Raw genomic sequence first — 17,823 nt, 5'->3', positions numbered from 1 at the left:
CATACTTTACTTGTCGGCTTTCGCAAAGTATGCCGTCGCTTTTTTTAGGAAATCCCGCTCTTCCTTAAGGTCAGCAACTTCCTTCTTCAAGCGCCGAATCTCTGCCTTCTCCTGCTGCGAATAATTCGTGCCGTCCGCTACAGTGAATTGCCCCTTTGAGAGCTTATTGAACTGAGTGCGCCAGTTGTAGATCTGGCCCACATGAATCCCAAGCTCTCTCGCGACATCGGCCGCTGTTCGGTCTGGCTGGTCCGCCAGACGGACAGCCTCCCGGCGGAAGGACTCTGGATATGACTTGGTTTTTCGCTTTGCCATGATGACACCTCTCCGTCGATACTATCCTAATTGACGAATGTGTCTACTTTCCATGGGTAGGTCGGACAGCTAACGTTCAGGTAACTGGCGCGACGCAAGGAGCGTCCAAGCTGACCTGCTTGTTAAACGTTTTTTCATTTTTCTACGTACCGCTGATTTGTAACAACTCTAAAAGACCTAAAAGCCAATCGTGCCTTTATTGCTTTGGCTTCAGGGTGCAATTCTTTAAGAAGCGCCCTGATTTGATCAATTGGAATTGGGCAAGAATGGCCTAGTACAACCTCGCGCAGTTTTAGCTCGTTAGAGAATGGCATGAAATATAGACCACCTTCGCATGTTCCTTCATCCAGGCCTACATGCATACGTATTTCATCTTCGTATTCCCAGTGCTTATATTTAGTGCTTGTGATTTTCTGTACATACGACGGTTCGATTCCATTTGATTTATTGCCACCCACATATTCTACGGGAATACGATCTGGGCTGTAATGCACTTCACTGGCATATTTGTCTGGTATATCAAAGCCTAGTGCCATTCCATGATGTTTGTCGGCGTAATGACTCCAAAGAACTGGGTTTTCCCAATTTTTGGAAAAGCAAATTAACCCCTTTGTTTCATTGAAATCCTTTTTCATTGCTGAGACTGCGCCTCTAAGTTCCTTTTCACTTAGTTCACCTGCCAGCAGTTCAAATGGATCATTAAGATCATCATATCGAGATATCTTTATTCTCGATAACGCAATATTGGTTATACCAAATTGGGCTGAAAGAAGGTGATAAACTCTCATTTATAATCTTTTACGTTTAACGACTGCATAACCGGCGCGCGAATGCGCGTCCGGTGGAGGGCCGCGAGGCCCGGAACAAAGTTGATGCGCTTGTTATGCCCTTACCCGGATGCACGCCTGAACTCCTCTTCGCAAGCTTCCCATATTGCCAAATAGTTCTCGAGTGACGGGAATCGCTTGGGGTACGCCCTAGTTCTACCAGTATTCCCGATTCTCTCCCGAACAACATGTTTTTCCAAGATTGAATCATGGTAGTGATCCCATTGCCGTTCGTTCTTCGGCACTGGATAACGGCCGCCCCAAATAATAATTTCAGACAACAACTCTAGGGTACACAGTTGATCTTCCGTGAGACCTACCTGGGCTTGGTCCCCCAGATCAATTAGCTTATGGTTTGTTTCAAACGACAGGCCTTTGGCCAATATCGTCGCCTTCAGGGCGAGTTCGATAGCAAGACCCGCATTAAAGAAATACGTTAGACGAAAACTCCCTAATTCAGGGTTGGAAAGTAGCTTTGCTGCAGCATGGAATTCGACAGCTATTTCAAACCAATTGCTTGGGTTTTCCCCGGAATCGGAAAAAGTAAGGCCGACAAGTTCGCGGACTTTCTTTCTGCTTAGCGACAAGGTGCTTTCCTCTCCTTTTTAGGCATAACGCCATACATAAACGGCGCGAGGAACGAGCGTCCGGCGACCGAAGGGAGCGATTTTGATGTGATTGTTAGGCCAATTGTTGTTACTACGCATGAAGTTAATAACCCAAAGATGGCGGACCTTCCAGATATTGAGGTAGGTCATCTGAGATCTCTAACCACGGCTGCTTTGATGATACCCAAAAGTGCATATCAGGCTTGAATAGTGACGGATCGTCGAGGCTGCCAACTGTCAGTCCAATGACACCCGCAGTAACACGCCGAGAAAAGATGGTTGTACCGCAATGCGAACAAAAACCACGCTCAAGAGCCTCTGTGGAGTGAAACGTGTTAATCGGGCCGGAAATAGCAACATCTTCAATACGCATCAGCACGCGAGCGTTGAAGGTAGTGCCAATAGCTTTTTGACATTCTCTGCAGTGACATACCCTTTGATTCTGAAGTAGTTTCGACTTGATCTGACACCTGACTTGAAAAAGTGAGGGTTACCGGTTCTGATGGAAGTGCGAACTCACCATCGGAACCAAAAGAGGTAACCCTCATGCTCAATACTAACGAGAGAATCATCAAACACAAGCTGGGCCTGCTGAATCTGGCCGAGGAGCTGGGCAACGTCTCCCGCGCCTGCAAGGTCATGGGCCTGTCCCGCGACACCTTCTACCGCTACAAGGCCGCCGTCGAGGACGGCGGGGTCGAGGGCCTGTTCGACCAGTCCCGCCGTAAGCCCAACATCAAGAACCGCACCGACGAGGCCACAGAGGCCGCCGTGGTGGAGTATGCCCTGGAGGCCCCGGCCCATGGCCAGGTCCGTGCCAGTAACGAGTTGAGAAAGCGTGGGATTTTTGTCTCCCCCAGCGGCGTGCGCTGTGTGTGGCTGCGCCACGAGCTGGCCTGCTTCCGCGACCGGCTCAAGGCGTTGGAGGCCAAGGTGGCGCAGGAGGGCATCGTGCTGACCGAGGCTCAGGTCGCCGCCCTGGAGAAGAAGAAAGAGGACGACGTGGCCTGCGGCGAGATCGAGACCGCCCATCCGGGCTACCTCGGCTCCCAGGACACCTTCTACGTCGGCACGCTCAAGGGCGTGGGCCGGGTCTACCAACAGACCTTTGTCGACACCTACGCCAAGGTGGCCTTCGCCAAGCTCTACACGACCAAGACGCCGATCACCTCGGCGGATCTGCTCAACGACCGGGTGCTGCCGTTCTATGAAGAGCATGGCTTGCCGCTGCTGCGCATCCTGACCGACCGAGGGACGGAATACTGCGGCAAGGCCGATCGCCATGACTACCAGCTCTACCTGGCGGTCAACGACATCGAGCACACCCGCACCCGGGCCCGTTCCCCGCAGACCAACGGGATCTGCGAGCGCTTCCACAAGACCATTCTCCAGGAGTTCTACCAGGTCACGTTCCGCAAGCACATCTACACGAACCTGGAATCCCTACAGGCGGATCTGGACACCTGGCTGGCGTACTACAATAATGAGCGCACCCATCAGGGCAAGATGTGCTGCGGACGCACGCCCATGGCGACATGGGAGGATGGCAAACAAATCTGGAAGGAAAAGTTCATCGCCTGAACTTGACCTGACAGCCACGGCTTCCTCGGAGCCGGTAACTGTCAGATCAGATCGCGACTACTACATTTGATTCAATGGTTCAGAAGTGGTTTCGTAACGTACGGCGTTACATATGCATCCCCCATGAAATTTATTCATTCAGAAAGCCTCCTTCTTCAGTGGCCTAACGCTGAAGCTGTGCGGCGCAAACGAAGCGCAGCGTAGTTTGCGTCCGAACGAGCGCCTTGTTATGTGTTTTGCTGTGCTTCATCGTCTAAATAATTGAATATGTTTTTTGTCTCAGTTTCATCAAATATCTCATCAAAGTATTTAATGTAGCCGTTCAGTTTATCAAGAGGCAGCACCTTTACATGTTGAAAGTCGCTTTTTGGTGCCTTATTGGTCATTACGATAATGTTCCTAATTGGTATTTTTTTACTTCCCCAATGATGACGCACCAATCCCTGGTTGGTATCGCTATTTAAAAACACAAATAATGCAAAACTAGCTCTCTTGATCTGTTCAACTGGCGATCTGAGGTCAAGATTTTCAATTGACTGCGCGCTCCAATATTTTGTCTCAAGAACAAAGACGCCAGATTTGCAAATTAATAGATGATCTATTTGGATGCTGTAAATTCGATCGTTCTCGCGTTTATTAAATATTGGAGGATCAAAAGTTAAGGAAAAGTCATTAATTAAATAATGGTTGTCAGATAGTTTTTGCAGCTCACTAACAACTGCATTTTCACCAATTGCACCAGCGATTGTTGAATATAGGCCTTCTACTGTTTCTTTAATGAATTCCAGCTCGCGATAAGAATCTGTACATCGCTTCGATACTTCGGCCTCATAATTGTTCACTAGTGCAGCATGGTTTTTTATTAGCTTTCTCGCCTTAAAGTAGTAGAGAACTTTATTGAACAAATTTTTATCACGTATCTCTATCGCTTTCTTTGACGCCTCTTCTAGTGCCTTAATTTCTTCGTCTGTTTTGAGCTTTACGGTAGCCGGTATATCTTTCTTTTCAGATTCATATCGTTGTAAAAAGGCTTTGATGTCACCGATAGAGTTGAACCTGTATATGCCATGATTGTGCAAAGTCTCTTTTAATCTTTTTAGCGGCTCTATTTTTCCTGCAACAATAGTCATATTTTTTCATTGTAAGATGAGAATGTGCTTGCGAAGGCCTCTTTACACATAACGATAAAAATAACCGGCGCGCGTTTGCGCGTCCGGCGCCGAAGGCGCGAAGTTGATTGCCTTGTTATGCCTTACTTTGTACCAAAACACCGTTTGAACTCAGTATTTCCAATACCCTCGGGGCATTTTTCGACCAAATGATGCACTCAGTGGGAACGCTTGCATTGCTATGCCGATACGTTAGCCCCTTTGAAAAAAGATGCCTTTTGATGCTTGCTTCAGCAATCTCGCTGAACCTTAAAATGTGCTTATTCTTTCCATAAGAAATAGCCACAAAATCATCATAGATGGCATGGCGTACAAAAGGGATGGTCAAATTAAAGCCATCGAATCGGCCTCCGGCCTGTTCCTCTAATTGAGGAGTATGGCCGGCCTCTAAAGGCGATTTCTTTTTCCCTCCGAAATAGAAATATCCGAACACGCCACCGACCACAATGGGCACGAGAACGGAAATGACTGAAAATATTACTTCCATGTCGATTCGACCTTATTGGGCATAACGGCCAAGGCAAGCTGCGGCGAAGCCGTCAGCCTTAGCCGCCTTGTTAGAACATTTACGGCATTTCAAAGTACTTTCTATGCCTATGTATTTCACATAATTTATTTTGACAGAATTTGAGACTGATTGAGTTAAAATAGCTACCATCGATATAGAACCGCCAAACATCCTTTTCAATAAATCTATCGTATCCGACATCATGCAGTAGTGTTTGTACAAGCAAATCATACTCAGACTTTGTCGCCAAAAGCTCTTCATTCTCATTATTAACTTTTACTTCGATATATGGCGGCGTGATGCCTGAATCAGATAATTTAAGTAGCACCCATTTTGCTTTTGTGTATGTTTCGCTCTTACTGTCGCCAATTTCAAAGCCATAAGCAGTTCCTTGCACTACAGTTTCATCTATGTATGTAATCCACAAATATAAAACATAAATGGTTACCACCAATATGGGTGTTAACATCGCAAATAGAAGAATTCGTTTATAGTTATTCACTGGTGTAAATAAATTGTTCTAACGCCGCAAATCACCGGAGACAAAAAGCAGAGCGACGAAGGAGCGGCGCTTTTTGGCGTCCGAGTGGATTTGCCTTGTTAGGTGAGTATTTATCGCTAAGCCCACCCGGACCCACCGCATTTGTAACATTGGCCTGCTGCTCCGCCATCACCGCCGCATACCGGACAAATGCCTTTCTCTGGACTCCATCCGTACGAGTCAGTCGTTGCACCTGCTGTTGTTCCCTTGCGCTTATTCGCTTTTTTCTTATTTTTTACCTTAGCGACGGGCTTAGAGTTTTTTACCGGTTTGTGAGAGACACCTCGAAATTCTTCGAACCTTTGCCACCATGCCTCCCCGTCTTCTCGATTATCAAAAATTGCTATTTTGTGCGCTCTGGTAGATAGAATCCATTTTTCTCCATCTGCGTACAAATACACGTTTCGGCATGTTTGTATGCCTGATGGAATAGTGATTCCGTCAAATTCGATCATTTTTCACCTAACGCACTGCATCACCGGTGAAAAACCGAAGCGAAGCGAAGGATTTTTATCCGGTGCATGGCATTGTTAGCCGTATAATCAAACCTCAATGTCATTGTCGACCACAACACTAACTTCACTAAACACATGAGGTAAATCATATTTTAGGCATTCCAGCGTTATCTCCGGACTCACAACCTCAAACTGAGGCGGAACCAATTCTGAATCCCCATTCTCGATGCTCCAGCAAAGCCACCGCACATACACCTCCTCCCCATTCGAGGATTTCTCCCAGACAGGTTCACCTGACACACTAACATGCAAGGTACAGCCTGGACCTTCATGTTCAGCTATAGCCATAGAGATGCGCTTTAACAAAGGGGAGTTATTAACGTTAAGTTTCACTTAATTCTTTTACCTTACGGCTAACGCCTGGGCTCAATGGCGGCAAAAAGCGAAGCGAGGAACGAGCGTAGCTTTTTGATGTCCATTGGAGCCCCTTGTTAGCTGTGGTTTATACCCAAGAACTCCCAAGTTTGCTTTGTAACAGGGAGACCGTGCTTTTTCTCACTCAATAAGTAGTTTTTTGCACCCTCAACCGTTGCACACCTTTCTAGCCAGGGGATGGCAAATTGAGAAACCAACCTTTTTAGATTGCTATCTCTTTCTTCAAGTTTGATGCTGTTTTCAAACGATAATGTGCTATTGCACTCGTTAAGGTCGTCAGTGATTCCGCATAGACGTTGCCTAATGTGGCAGTCATATTCTTTCGGCGTATCGTCACTGCCGATTGCCTTGAAATACGTACCAAGATTTATGTAGAAGTTCTTACTCCACTGAGACCCTTGAATATTAAGCACCTCTATCGCATCTGCATTGCTGCGATGCCAAGTAGGGCCTTGCTTTTTAAAGCCAAGCTCCTTCATCAGAGGCTTAAGGCATTGCTCTAGTATTTTTCTTTCTTCCGATGCCATTTCTTTTTACAGCTAACGGCACGGCTCACAGGCGACAAACACGTAGCGCAGCGAAGTGTTTGACGTCCTAGTGCAGCCGATTGTTAGATGCAATTTCACGCTCCCATTCCACCCTGGATGAACGCACGCATAGCATCGATAGATTCCTTTAGTTCATCCATAGTGAACGGTGCGTTCTGATCATTCTCTGGGTGATGGATTTGGTGACGAATGTATTCGGTAAGAATTATCGTTTGAGGAACAACGGAGCCATCTCGGCGAACTCTGTTATACGGCCGCTCCGGCCTTCCCTGCTTGTACTCTTGGAGCGCACCTTCTGCTTCGATATATCCGTATAGCTCATTGTGGTACTCGAATGAAGTTTCATCAAAAGCGGCGTAATTGACCTCATTCAGGCTCGGATACGGCAAGTTATGCTCACGCACATGCAGCATCTCTCCTGGTGCGCGCCCTGAAATAAGCAATATGTTTTCAAAACGAAGCCTTTTCACGATCTCCGGGCTATGGGTTGTAACAAAGACCTGCGTGTTATCGGCCGAGGACAAAGCAATAAGGGCATCAATTAGTGCTCTCTGGTGTTCTGGGTGTTGTGACGTTTCTGGCTCTTCAATTGCATATACAATATTTGGTAGATTAACTGCCTGTTGGCGTCGCTCTGCTTCGGCGCGGAAGAAGCTAATTAGGACAAGACGTTTAACGCCACTACCTCGCTTGTTGATAGGTATATCTTCATCACCCGAAATCGATACATTTTTAAATACGTCAGTCCACTTCAAACTTTCTGCATCAGGTAGCTGGGGATCAAGTGAATTTGCGATAGCGGGGTTCATTTCACGTAGCTTATCGAGGGTCCTGGCTGCGACCTCATTTAGCCGTTCTTTAACTGTCTCAGCCACATCAGAAAGTTCTTTCTGTATTTTGGGGTCACCCAATATTTCTCGGACAGCTAAGCGCATTGGGTCTTGTACTTCGCTGTCACCATCGCTGTTCTTTCGATCAGACTGAAACAACGTGTACAGGGGCATATAGCTTTTAAGCTGCTCCCAGATATTTTTGGCGTCAATTTTCGCAACTTCGATTTCTACCTCTGCAAGCTGTAAGTCATCTTGCGACAGCCAGATTGCTTTACGGAGTTCCGCGTTCTTTGTCTTGTCTTCACACCAAGCCCCTGGTCGTCGAGAAGTTTTTTCAGTTCCGGGTTCTTTTTTTGCAGTAAGTCACGACAATTTTCGTGTGTTGGGTGAAGCGCTCGAATAAATACTTTTTCCTTTCCTGCCTTAGGATACCGCTTCACTACTTCCAGTGTTCCGGTGCCCGTCAAAAGATACTCGCTTGAAAGCGTCGTCTGGTTAGTCGCGTCTATCAACACGGCATTCGGTAGATCAGTGAATTCGACGGCAATCTCTATGCAATCGTTACCGTCTGCGACACATCTCTTATTAATGTCATCCTTATCAAGCTTTACACAGCCCTTGCCCTCGTTAAAAAAGATATCTAATGCCTCCAAAATCGTTGATTTCCCTATGTCGTTTTTTCCTACCAAAACGCACAGATCGTCAACATCTAATTTTGTGGGTTCGGCATAGCCGCGAAAGCGGTTAATGGTTACTGACTTTATTTTCATAGCGCCATTCCTTGCGTGTATATCGACTCATACTGCATCTAACGCTCACATAACCGGCGCGACGTCAGGAGCGTCCGGCGACCGAAGGGAGCAAAGTTGATGTGATTGTTATATGACATATTGCTTATTCAATGATTCTTTTATGAAGGCAAATACTTCTGCCTCCGTTTTTTGTGTGCCACCTATACTCGGCAATACCGGCTCCCAATTTGCAGTGGAATTGGAATTTTGAAATTCTGACACCCCAACGCCAAGATAAGATTCTTTACCATCCCAACTGAATCTCATGCGGTGTTTGCTTTTACCAATTACTAGGCTCCAACTACCAAACACCATGTAATTGTAGTCATGTTCAAATATGATGAGATCATGCTTTTCGCAGAACTCTGCAACGTCATTTACTAACTTAATGTGCTCGATTGATGAATTCATGGCATATAACAGTGTGTTAGACGGAATCCGTATTATTGGTAATAGTGCGGATTCCATCTATCATGCAATACTCCCGATTCCGCCTATTCTGGCGCATCCACACCCGAATCTTCACCTAAAATACCACACGAATCAACGATGTCACCCTGCCCGATCCGTATTGCATCGTATCGTGATAGGCCGCCAGAACCAAACCCGGCAGGGTTATTTTGACGACATATTAAATGATAGACGGAATATCGAATCGCCCAGCGCACAGAATTCCGCTGAGTCAGAAAACGGACATTAAGTTTATGATTTCCTTCGCCGACACAATTCGGCTACATCAGCTATCAAGAAATCACTAATAGAAGCACGTAATTCTGGCTATACCGGATCTTGTCGGTCTTTATTCTTCTGGTAGCCGAACCGATCAGAACCGCCGCAACCGCAGGGAGTTCAGCACCACGATCAGGGAGCTGGCGGACATGCCGATGGCGGCCATCCAGGGGGCGATGAAGCCCATCACCGCCAGCGGCAGGGCGCACAGGTTGTAGGCGATGGCCCAGCCCAGGTTCTGGCGGATCAGGCGCAGGGTCTTGCGCGCGGCGCGTACGGCCTCGGGCAGGTGGGGGAGTTGTTCCGAGAGCAGTACCATGTCGGCGGCGGCGTGGGCCAGCTGGGTGCCGCCGCCCATGGCGATGGAGACCTGGGCGCCGGCCAGGGTGGGGGCGTCATTCACGCCGTCGCCGACCATGGCCACGATGCCGCCCTGGGCCTGGATGGCCTTGAGGTGGGCCAGCTTCTGCGGCGGCTTCTGCTGCCCCAGCGCCGCCTCGATGCCGAGTTCCTCTGCCACCCGGCGGACCGCCCGGTCCTCGTCGCCGCTGAGCAGGCGCACCTCGATGCCCAGTTCGCGCAGCCCCTGGACCGCCTCGCATGCGCCGTCACGCAGACTGTCCTCGAACACGAGTACGGCCAGCAGTTCGCGCGCATCCGCCAGATAGACAAAGGTGCCGCTCAGATCGGCGAACTCCTCCGGTAATGCCTTGTCAGCACCGCCCAGTCCGAGCACGAACTCGCGTGTGCCCAGGCGGTAGACCCGCCCCTGCACCTCGCCTTCCACACCCTCGCCCGGCGTGGCGATCAGGTTGTCCGCGGCCGGCGTGCGGTCCGCCGCCTGCAGGATGGCCCGCGCCAGCGGATGCTCGGAGGCCTGCTCCAGCCCGGCGGCGATGGTGAGCGCGCGGTCGCGGGTCTCGCGGCCCAGCCGCACCACCCGGGTCAGCTGCAGCCGGCCTTCGGTGAGGGTGCCGGTCTTGTCCAGTACGATATGGGTGATCCGGGCCAGGGTCTCCAGTGCATGACTGCGGGTGGTGAGCACGCCCATGCGGGTGAGCGCGCCGGTGGCGGCGGTGAGCGCGACCGGGGTGGCCAGCGACAGGGCGCAGGGACAGGTCACCACCAGCACCGACAGGGTGATGGCGAAGGCACGCGCCGGCTCAATCTGCCACCAGTACGCCGCCACGCCGACGGCCAGCAGCAGGATGGCGGCGACGAACCAGCCGGCCACGCGGTCGGCCAGACGCGCCACGCCCGGCTTCTCGGTCTGGGCGCGATCCAGCAGCCGGCTGATGGCGGAGAGCACCGTGTCCTGGCCCACCTTGACCACTTCCATGATCAGCGGGCTTTCGATGTTGACCGTGCCGCCGACCAGGTCCTGCCCCGGCCGTTTCGCCTGCGGCAGACTCTCGCCGGTGAGCAGGGACTCGTCCACCGAACTGCGTCCCTCGCTCACCCGGCCGTCGGCCGGCACCGTCTCGCCGGGCTTGATGCGCACCCGGTCGCCGGGGCGCAGTTCGGCCACGGCAACGCGCGCTTCTTCGCCTGCCGCATCCAGCCGGCTGGCGGTGGCGGGCAGCAGCCGCACCAACTCCTCGGCGGCCTGGCCGGCCTTGTGCCGGGCCAGCATCTCCAGATAGCGGCCGGTGAGCAGGAAGAAGGTGAACATGGCCACCGAGTCGAAGTAGACGTCCTCGCCGCCGACCGCGGTGGACCAGCCGCTGGCGATGAAGGCGCCGCCGATGGCGAGCGAGACCGGCACGTCCATGCCGAGCTGGCGCCGGCGCAGATCGCGCCAGGCGCTGACGAAGAAGGGCTTCGCCGAATAGACCACCACCGGCAGGGCGATCAGCAGACTGACCCAGCGCAGGAAGTCACGCAACGCGGCATCCATGCTGCCGTCGGCCTCGCCGGCATACAGGGCGACGGCGATCATCATCACCTGCATCATGCCCAGACCGGCCACGGCGATGCGACGCAGGGCCTGGCTGCGTTCGCGCTTGTGCACCGCCTCCTGGCGGCCGGGATCGAAGGGGTGGGCCAGATAACCGATGTCGCTGATGGCGCGCAGGATGTCGGACAGGTGAATGCGGCTGTCGTCCCACTTCACCCGGGCGCGGTGGGTGGAGTAGTTGACCTGGAACTCCACCACGCCGGGCAGGCGGCCGACATGGCGCTCATTGAGCCAGACGCAGGCCGCGCAGGTGATGCCCTCCAGGATCAGCGACGCCTCGCGCAGGTTGCCTTCATCCACACTGACGAAGCTCTGCTGCAGTTCGGGCCGGTCGTAGAGTTCGATGTCCCGCAGTGCCTCGGGCACCAGGTCCTGGGCCGTGCGCGATTTCTCGGTGCGGTAGCGGTAGAAGTCCTCCAGGCCGGCGGCGACGATGCCCTCGGCCACGGCCTTGCAACCGGGGCAGCACATGCGCCGCGGCCGGTCCTCGATCTGCACCACATAGTCGCTGCCGGGCGGGTTGGGCAGGCCGCAGTGGAAGCAGCGGGTGTCGTCGTCCTGCTCCGGGACGGGGGGCTGGGAGGCGGCGGTGTCGGTCATGGCTGCACAGCTTAGCGCTATCGGAAGGATGGATACAGGCAACGCCTGTCTCAGGGACTCTCCGGGGCCGCCTCCACGGTGGTCCGCGCCCGCAGCTGATGCACCGCCTCGCCCCTGCGGATGGTCAGGTCCAGTTCCCACACGCCGGTGGCCGGCAGCACGACCTCGGCCCGATAGATGCCGGGACTGGCCGTCTCCTGCATGCGGAAGGCCTGGTCCAGGCGGGTGTCGGACGGACGCAGGAAGTTCCCCCCGACGTCGGCACCGCTGACCGGATTGCCATCACGGTCGAGTACCCGCACCTGGAACAGGCTCGCCCGGTCCGCCACTGCCGGGCCGATCCAGCCGCGGTCCACCTGCCAGCCGCGTTCGCTCTGCTCGCGCCGCTGCTCCAGGTAGCGGTTGAAGTGGCTCTGCTTCTCCTGGTAGTCGCGTGCGGCCACGCCGGGGAAGTTGGTGGTGACCTCGCCCCGGTCGCGCGCCGGCAGCAGCCACTCGGCCACCGGTTCGGGCAGACCCTTCTGGGAGATGATCACGAAGGCGGTATCGAACAGCACGAGAAAGACAAAGAAGCCGATGATGATGGCCGGCCCCCAGTGGAACCAGCCCTCGCTGCCGCCGTGCTGGCGCAGACGCGCCTCGCGGTTGGCGATGATCAGGCCCAGGCCGTAGGCGGTCACGGCATACAGGGCGACATGCATGGCCACCACGTCGCCCCCGGGCCAGTACAGAATGGCATAGGGGATGTAGATGCCCAGCGCCAGCAGCCCGATGACGGCAGCGGCGGACCTGGCCCCCATGCCGGCAAAGCGACGCAGGGCGATGAACAGCAGCACCTGCAGCACAATACCCAGCGGGATGGTGATCAGCTGCTCCATACTTCAGTCGTCCGGGTGATAGAAGACCGAGGGCCATTTCACCTGCGGGATATCCCCGGCCCCGACAGGTTCGACCACGAAGTAGAAATCCTTCTTCTCGGGCTGGTTGGCATGCGGCCGCATTCTCACCTTGACGAACAGCTGCAGCCGTTGATCCGGGTGCAGCACGATGTGTTCGAGCTGACCCAGATCGAGTTCCGCCCCGCCCAGTCCGCTGACATCGAGCCTGACCTCGTAACTGAGATCGGCCTTGTTGTTGAGCTTGATCTCATAACTGTTCTGGATCCGGCCATCGGAGAGGCGCACATACAGCGGCTGACGCACCTGCGAGACGGAGATGTCCAGCGGCACCTGGTTCAGCATGCTGACGATCAGGGCCGTGGCTGCCGACAGCAGGATCACGCCGTAGCCGATGGTCTTGCCCTTGAGCAGGCGGGTCTTCTCGCCGTGCTGGGCCTTGTCGGAGGTGTACTTGATCAGCCCGCGCGGCCACTCCATGGAATCCATGATGGTGTCGCAGGCATCGATGCACAGGGCGCAGGAGATGCACTGGTACTGCATCCCGTTGCGGATATCGATGCCGGTGGGACACACCTGCACGCAGTAGCCGCAGTCGATGCAGTCACCCACGCCCTGCGCCTGGCGTTCCTCGCGTGTCTTCAGGCCCTTGGCCACCTTGTGACGGCCGGCACTGCCCTCGCCGCGGGCCTCGTCATAGGCCACGATCAGGGTGTCGCGGTCGAACATCGCCCCCTGGAAGCGGGCATAGGGGCACATGTAGGTGCAGACCTGCTCCCGTGCCAGCCCGGCCATGACATAGGTGGTCGCGGTCAGGAACAGGGTGGTGGCATAGGCGGGGAACGGCGCCTGGCCGGTGAAGAAGCCCGTGAACAGTTCCGGCGCATAGCCCCAGTAGAGGGTGAAGCTCAGACCGGTAAGGAAGGCCACCAGCAGCCACAACAGATGCGTGGTTCCCTTCTTGAGCAGTTTCCCGCCGCGCCAGGGCTGCTTGTCCAGACGGATGCGCGCCGGACGCTCGCCCTGTACCAGGCGCTCGATCAGGATGTAGACATCGGTCCACAGGGTCTGGAAACAGAAGTAGCCGCAGAATACCCGCCCGGCGATGCCGGTGACGAAGAACAGCAGGAAGGCCCCGATGACCAGGAAGCCGGCCAGCCAGAAGATGTCCTGGGCGTGGACGGTCAGATCGAACAGATAGAAACGGCGGCCGTGGATGTCGAAGGACACGGCCTGCTGGGGACCGGCCACCCGATCCCATGGCAGCCAGGGGAGCAGGAAGTAGACACCGTAGGCCAGTGTCAGGATGCCCCATTTGAGGCGACGAAACCGCCCCTTGACCGAGCGGGGATAGATCGGTACGCGTTTCTGGTAGAGCTGGACGTCGGTTTCGGTCATGGACGGATAATGATGGCTCCCGGCCCCCGGCTGACGGCTGTCCGCCGCCGGCCGGCCGGATGCATCATCGGATGCTACTGCCCTCCGCCGAGTTCGTGCACGTAGACGGTCAGCAGCTTGATTTCGTTGTCGCTGAGGCGCTCATCCCACGCCGGCATCACGCGCTCGATGCCATTCTCGACCACCTCACGCACCTCGGCAAGCTTGCCCTCGAGGCTGTCCTGGCCCGGCACATTGGCAACGGTCCAGATGCTGTCGGTGAGGTTGGCCGCACCCTGTGACTCCAGGCCGGTGCCTGCCTGCGTGTGGCAGTAGAAGCAGCCGCCTTCCTTGCCGTTGAAGATCTGCATGCCGCGCTGCGCCATGTCGCCGTCGACCTCGTGGCCGGACAGGCTGAGCACATAATGGGCCACGGCATCGATCTGGCCATCGTCCAGGCTGCGGCCGAAGGCCGGCATGAAGCCGTGACGGCCCTCGGTCAGGGTTGTTTCGATCTGCTCGACAGTGCCGCCCCACAGCCAGGCGTCATCGACCAGGTTGGGGAACAGGCCCATCACGCCGGCGCCGCCGGAGCCGTGGCAGGCCGCACAGTTGTCGCCGAACAGGCCCTTGGCCACGGCGCGGGTGAAGGCCAGCATTTCCTCGTCGGCCAGGATGTCGTCGTAGCTGGCGGCGGCGACCTTCTCCATATAGGCCTGCATCTTCTGCGCATCCTGGCCGCTCTGCATCTCCTTCATCAGCAGCGCCCGGGTATTCCAGTGCGTGGTGCGCTCCTCGCCGTTGACGGTATAGGTGATGGTGTTGGCCACACCCTTGGTGTAGGACTCGCCCACCGGCCAGGCCGGATAGATGACCCAGTAGATCACGGCGAAGATCACCGTCAGATAAAAGCCCCACAGCCACCAGGTCGGCAGCGGGTTGTTGAACTCCTGCAGGTCACCGTCCCAGGAATGACCCGTGGTCTGTACTGCGCCCTGTTGCTTGTTCGCTTCACTCATCGTCATTTACCTTGCGCTGCGTCCGGGACTCGTTTTCATCGTCCTCGAACGGGATGTACTTGTAGGATTCCAGCCGCTGCTTGCGCCGCTTGCCGGTGAACACGTAGATGATGATGGCGCAGAAGGTCACGAAGAAGATCAGCAGAGCAACGATCTTGCTGTTCTCGAACTGACCGATCCAGCGCAGCAGTTCAGACATATCGATTCACCCGGCCAGTGCCTCAGCGGAACTCGGCGAAGTGGCCTTCCTCGTACTGACTGAAATCGACCAGCGTGCCGAGCATCTGTAGATAGGCGACCAGGGCATCCATCTCGGTCAGCCGCGCGCGGTCACCGTCGAAGTTTCCGGCCTGGGCCTCGGCAATGAGATTCTGCTCGGCGGCGAGGATATTGAGCCTGTCGGCAGCCTCCCGGCCGAACTTCTCGACGTTGGCCTGGTATTCCTCCCGGGTCTCGGAGTAAGGCACGCCGGCCTTCTTCAGCGCCCGCATGCGGTCGGCGACGTCGGAGTATTCGAGCTCATTCTCCATCAGCCAGGGGTAACTGGGCATGATGGACTCGGGCACCACGTCACGCGGGTTGATCATGTGCGCGACATGCCACTCGTTGGAGTATTTGCCACCCACGCGCGCCAGGTCCGGGCCGGTGCGCTTGGAGCCCCACTGGAAGGGATGGTCGTACTGCGACTCGGCCGCCAGCGAGTAATGCCCGTAGCGCAGCATCTCGTCACGGAAGGGCCGGATCATCTGCGAATGACACAGGTAGCAGCCTTCGCGCTGGTAGATATCACGCCCGCGCAGTTCCAGCGGCGTGTAGGGGCGCACGCCCTCGACCTTCTCGATGGTGTTCTTGATATAGAACAGCGGCACGATCTCCACCAGGCCGCCGATGCTGATCACCACCATGGTCAGTGCGATCAGAAGGCCGGCATTGATCTCGATGCTTTCGTGTTTGAAGAAGCTCATTGCTCAAAACTCTCCGCTGCTCTATATCAGGCGCGTGCCAGCTTGGACGCGATCTTGGCCTCGATGGCGGCCTGCTCGACCTTGGCCTGACGAATGGTCATGGCGATATTGATGGCCATCAGTACGACACCGCTGACGAAGAAGGCGCCACCCAGTGCACGCACCACATAGGGCTTGTGCAGGAAGGTCACCGTCTCGATGAAGGTGTAGGCCAGGGTGCCGAACTGGTCGTCGAAGGCGCGCAGCAGCAGGCCCTGACCGATGCCGGCCACCCACATGGCGGTGATGTAGAGCACGATGCCGATGGTGGCCAGGAAGAAGTGGGCATAGACCAGGCGCAGGCTCCACAGTTTGGTGTCATACAGGCGCGGCACCATGTGATAGAGCGAGCCGAAGGAGATCAGCGCCACCCATCCCAATGCGCCGGAGTGCACATGGCCGATGGTCCAGTCAGTGTAATGCGACAGCGCATTCACGCTCTTCAGCGACATCAGCGGACCCTCGAAGGTCGACATGCCGTAGAAGGACAGTGCGGTGATCATGAACAGCATGATCGGGTCGGTGCGCAGTTTGTGCCAGGCGCCGGACAGGGTCATGATGCCGTTGATCATGCCGCCCCAGGACGGCAGCAGCAGCATCACGGAGAAGGTTGCGGCCAGAGTGGAGGTCCAGTCCGGCAGCGCGGTCCAGTGCAGGTGGTGCGCGCCCACCCACATGTAGAGGAAGGCCAGCGCCCAGAAGTGGATGATGGACAGGCGGTAGGAGTACACCGGGCGCCCGGCCTGCTTGGGCACGAAGTAGTACATCATGCCCAGGAAAGCGGCGGTGAGGAAAAAGCCGACGGCGTTGTGGCCGTACCACCACTGGGTCATGGCGTCCTGCACGCCGGAGAACAGCGAGTAGGACTTGAGGCTGAACAGGTTCACCGGGATGGCCAGGTTGTTGAAGATGTGCAGGATCGCAGTGGCCAGGATGAAGGAGATGTAGAACCAGTTGGCCACGTAGATGTGCGGCTGGGAGCGCCGCCGCAGGGTCTGCACATAGACCCAGAAATAGGCCACCCAGGTCAGGGTGATCAGGATGTCGATGGGCCATTCGAACTCGGCGTATTCACGCGACTGGGTGATGCCGAACATGTAGCTGAGCGCGCCCAGGCCGACCGACAGCTGCCAGCCCCAGAAGGTGAAGTTGGCGAGACCGTCGCCGTACAGGCGGGCCTGGCTGGTGCGCTGCACCACATAATAGGAAGTCGCGAACAGGGCGCTGCCGCCGAAGCCGAAGATCACCAGGGTGGTATGCACCGGACGCAGACGGCCGAAGGTGATCTCGGGGATGTTGAAATTCAGGAAGGGATAGGCCAGTTCCAGCGCGGCGTACAGTCCGGCAGCCATGCCCAGCACGCCCCAGACCAGGGCCATGATGGAGAATTTCTTGATAATCGCATAGTTGTACTGCTGCTGCGTACCCACTGCTGCACTCTGCGCCATGACTCGCCTCGTTGCTACCTGTTGGAATTCCGGCACGAGGGCCCGTGCCCGAGGAAATTGCGGTGCCCGTGCCCGAGGAAAATATCAGGACATTCTAATATGACGGCACTCCCTGACGCAAGATTCGTATGGGATTTGCCGCACCCATGTCCCGTAGTTGCGCCCTGATCCAAGCGCAGAAC

General features: G+C 55.3%; 17 protein-coding genes and 1 pseudogene. 1 reads left to right on the top strand and 17 read right to left on the bottom strand.

Annotated elements, in window-relative coordinates; translation table 11 throughout:
• Positions 1 to 6 precede the first annotated feature (6 nt).
• The 4 genes from COW1_RS13620 to COW1_RS17280 form a co-directional block, all read right to left on the bottom strand.
• Positions 7 to 315 carry a transposase gene (locus tag COW1_RS13620; protein WP_201344503.1) on the bottom strand — a complete coding sequence of 103 codons (309 nt, stop codon included), beginning with the start codon at positions 313 to 315 and terminating at the stop codon, positions 7 to 9.
• 134 nt (positions 316 to 449) lie between these two features.
• Positions 450 to 1,103 carry a DUF2971 domain-containing protein gene (locus COW1_RS13615; protein WP_201344502.1) on the bottom strand — a complete coding sequence of 218 codons (654 nt, stop codon included), beginning with the start codon at positions 1,101 to 1,103 and terminating at the stop codon, positions 450 to 452.
• Positions 1,104 to 1,204: 101 nt separating this feature from the next.
• On the bottom strand, positions 1,205 to 1,729 hold the full coding sequence (locus tag COW1_RS13610) for a HEPN domain-containing protein (protein WP_201344501.1): 525 nt from the start codon (positions 1,727 to 1,729) through the stop codon (positions 1,205 to 1,207).
• Between the two features lie 124 nt (positions 1,730 to 1,853).
• Positions 1,854 to 2,213 carry a GFA family protein gene (locus COW1_RS17280; RefSeq protein ID WP_201346111.1) on the bottom strand — a complete coding sequence of 120 codons (360 nt, stop codon included), beginning with the start codon at positions 2,211 to 2,213 and terminating at the stop codon, positions 1,854 to 1,856.
• Positions 2,214 to 2,296: 83 nt separating this feature from the next.
• On the opposite strand from COW1_RS17280, the gene COW1_RS13600 reads away from it, so the two are divergent.
• On the top strand, positions 2,297 to 3,331 hold the full coding sequence (locus tag COW1_RS13600) for an IS481 family transposase (protein ID WP_201344243.1): 1,035 nt from the start codon (positions 2,297 to 2,299) through the stop codon (positions 3,329 to 3,331).
• A gap of 227 nt (positions 3,332 to 3,558) precedes the next feature.
• Here the strand turns inward: COW1_RS13600 and COW1_RS13595 are convergent, their stop codons facing one another.
• The 13 genes and pseudogenes from COW1_RS13595 to ccoN form a co-directional block, all read right to left on the bottom strand.
• Positions 3,559 to 4,461, bottom strand: coding sequence for a nuclease-related domain-containing protein (locus tag COW1_RS13595; RefSeq protein ID WP_201344500.1), 903 nt, complete (start codon positions 4,459 to 4,461; stop codon positions 3,559 to 3,561).
• A gap of 115 nt (positions 4,462 to 4,576) precedes the next feature.
• Positions 4,577 to 4,987 (bottom strand): hypothetical protein, encoded by a 411-nt coding sequence (locus tag COW1_RS13590; protein ID WP_201344499.1) that lies wholly within the window; start codon positions 4,985 to 4,987, stop codon positions 4,577 to 4,579.
• Positions 4,988 to 5,066: 79 nt separating this feature from the next.
• A complete protein-coding gene (locus COW1_RS13585) occupies positions 5,067 to 5,405 on the bottom strand; it encodes a hypothetical protein (protein ID WP_201344498.1) in 339 nt (112 codons plus the stop codon).
• A 1,090-nt stretch (positions 5,406 to 6,495) separates the two neighbouring features.
• The gene (locus COW1_RS13580) at positions 6,496 to 6,966 is read right to left on the bottom strand and encodes a DUF4304 domain-containing protein (RefSeq protein WP_201344497.1); all 471 of its coding nucleotides are present in this window, start codon (positions 6,964 to 6,966) and stop codon (positions 6,496 to 6,498) included.
• Between the two features lie 95 nt (positions 6,967 to 7,061).
• Positions 7,062 to 8,590, bottom strand: a pseudogene (locus tag COW1_RS13575) (ATP-binding protein).
• Between the two features lie 108 nt (positions 8,591 to 8,698).
• Complete coding sequence (locus COW1_RS13570; protein WP_201344496.1) at positions 8,699 to 9,022, bottom strand: hypothetical protein; 324 nt, start codon at positions 9,020 to 9,022, stop codon at positions 8,699 to 8,701.
• A 412-nt stretch (positions 9,023 to 9,434) separates the two neighbouring features.
• Positions 9,435 to 11,897, bottom strand: coding sequence for a heavy metal translocating P-type ATPase (locus tag COW1_RS13565; RefSeq protein WP_201344495.1), 2,463 nt, complete (start codon positions 11,895 to 11,897; stop codon positions 9,435 to 9,437).
• A 50-nt stretch (positions 11,898 to 11,947) separates the two neighbouring features.
• Complete coding sequence (locus COW1_RS13560) at positions 11,948 to 12,775, bottom strand: FixH family protein (protein WP_096363533.1); 828 nt, start codon at positions 12,773 to 12,775, stop codon at positions 11,948 to 11,950.
• 3 nt (positions 12,776 to 12,778) lie between these two features.
• A complete protein-coding gene (ccoG, locus tag COW1_RS13555; protein WP_201344494.1) occupies positions 12,779 to 14,191 on the bottom strand; it encodes a cytochrome c oxidase accessory protein CcoG in 1,413 nt (470 codons plus the stop codon).
• A gap of 74 nt (positions 14,192 to 14,265) precedes the next feature.
• Positions 14,266 to 15,195: a cytochrome-c oxidase, cbb3-type subunit III gene (gene ccoP, locus COW1_RS13550; RefSeq protein WP_096363537.1), complete on the bottom strand. Its 930-nt coding sequence runs from the start codon at positions 15,193 to 15,195 to the stop codon at positions 14,266 to 14,268.
• Positions 15,182 to 15,388 (bottom strand): cbb3-type cytochrome c oxidase subunit 3, encoded by a 207-nt coding sequence (locus COW1_RS13545; protein ID WP_096363539.1) that lies wholly within the window; start codon positions 15,386 to 15,388, stop codon positions 15,182 to 15,184. Before COW1_RS13545 ends, ccoP begins: the two co-directional genes overlap by 14 nt.
• A gap of 22 nt (positions 15,389 to 15,410) precedes the next feature.
• Positions 15,411 to 16,154: a cytochrome-c oxidase, cbb3-type subunit II gene (gene ccoO / locus COW1_RS13540; protein WP_096363541.1), complete on the bottom strand. Its 744-nt coding sequence runs from the start codon at positions 16,152 to 16,154 to the stop codon at positions 15,411 to 15,413.
• A 26-nt stretch (positions 16,155 to 16,180) separates the two neighbouring features.
• Positions 16,181 to 17,641, bottom strand: a complete 1,461-nt coding sequence (gene ccoN, locus COW1_RS13535) for a cytochrome-c oxidase, cbb3-type subunit I (protein ID WP_096363543.1) — start codon at positions 17,639 to 17,641, stop codon at positions 16,181 to 16,183.
• Positions 17,642 to 17,823: the final 182 nt, after the last annotated feature.

Source organism: Thiohalobacter sp. COW1, from assembly GCF_016629505.1.
Classification (GTDB): domain Bacteria; phylum Pseudomonadota; class Gammaproteobacteria; order Thiohalobacterales; family Thiohalobacteraceae; genus Thiohalobacter; species Thiohalobacter thiocyanaticus_A.
The sequence above is the reverse complement of the archived record's forward strand: the minus strand, read 5'-3'. Positions and strand labels throughout refer to the sequence as shown.

Coding starts and splice junctions, on each gene's coding strand:
- COW1_RS13620 (WP_201344503.1), bottom strand. CDS start 315: ATGGCAAAGCGAAAAACCAAGTCATATCCAGAGTCCTTCCGCCGGGAG.
- COW1_RS13615 (WP_201344502.1), bottom strand. CDS start 1,103: ATGAGAGTTTATCACCTTCTTTCAGCCCAATTTGGTATAACCAATATT.
- COW1_RS13600 (WP_201344243.1), top strand. CDS start 2,297: ATGCTCAATACTAACGAGAGAATCATCAAACACAAGCTGGGCCTGCTG.
- COW1_RS13595 (WP_201344500.1), bottom strand. CDS start 4,461: ATGACTATTGTTGCAGGAAAAATAGAGCCGCTAAAAAGATTAAAAGAG.
- COW1_RS13590 (WP_201344499.1), bottom strand. CDS start 4,987: ATGGAAGTAATATTTTCAGTCATTTCCGTTCTCGTGCCCATTGTGGTC.
- COW1_RS13580 (WP_201344497.1), bottom strand. CDS start 6,966: ATGGCATCGGAAGAAAGAAAAATACTAGAGCAATGCCTTAAGCCTCTG.
- COW1_RS13570 (WP_201344496.1), bottom strand. CDS start 9,022: ATGAATTCATCAATCGAGCACATTAAGTTAGTAAATGACGTTGCAGAG.
- COW1_RS13565 (WP_201344495.1), bottom strand. CDS start 11,897: ATGACCGACACCGCCGCCTCCCAGCCCCCCGTCCCGGAGCAGGACGAC.
- COW1_RS13560 (WP_096363533.1), bottom strand. CDS start 12,775: ATGGAGCAGCTGATCACCATCCCGCTGGGTATTGTGCTGCAGGTGCTG.
- ccoG (WP_201344494.1), bottom strand. CDS start 14,191: ATGACCGAAACCGACGTCCAGCTCTACCAGAAACGCGTACCGATCTAT.
- ccoP (WP_096363537.1), bottom strand. CDS start 15,195: ATGACGATGAGTGAAGCGAACAAGCAACAGGGCGCAGTACAGACCACG.
- COW1_RS13545 (WP_096363539.1), bottom strand. CDS start 15,388: ATGTCTGAACTGCTGCGCTGGATCGGTCAGTTCGAGAACAGCAAGATC.
- ccoO (WP_096363541.1), bottom strand. CDS start 16,154: ATGAGCTTCTTCAAACACGAAAGCATCGAGATCAATGCCGGCCTTCTG.
- ccoN (WP_096363543.1), bottom strand. CDS start 17,641: ATGGCGCAGAGTGCAGCAGTGGGTACGCAGCAGCAGTACAACTATGCG.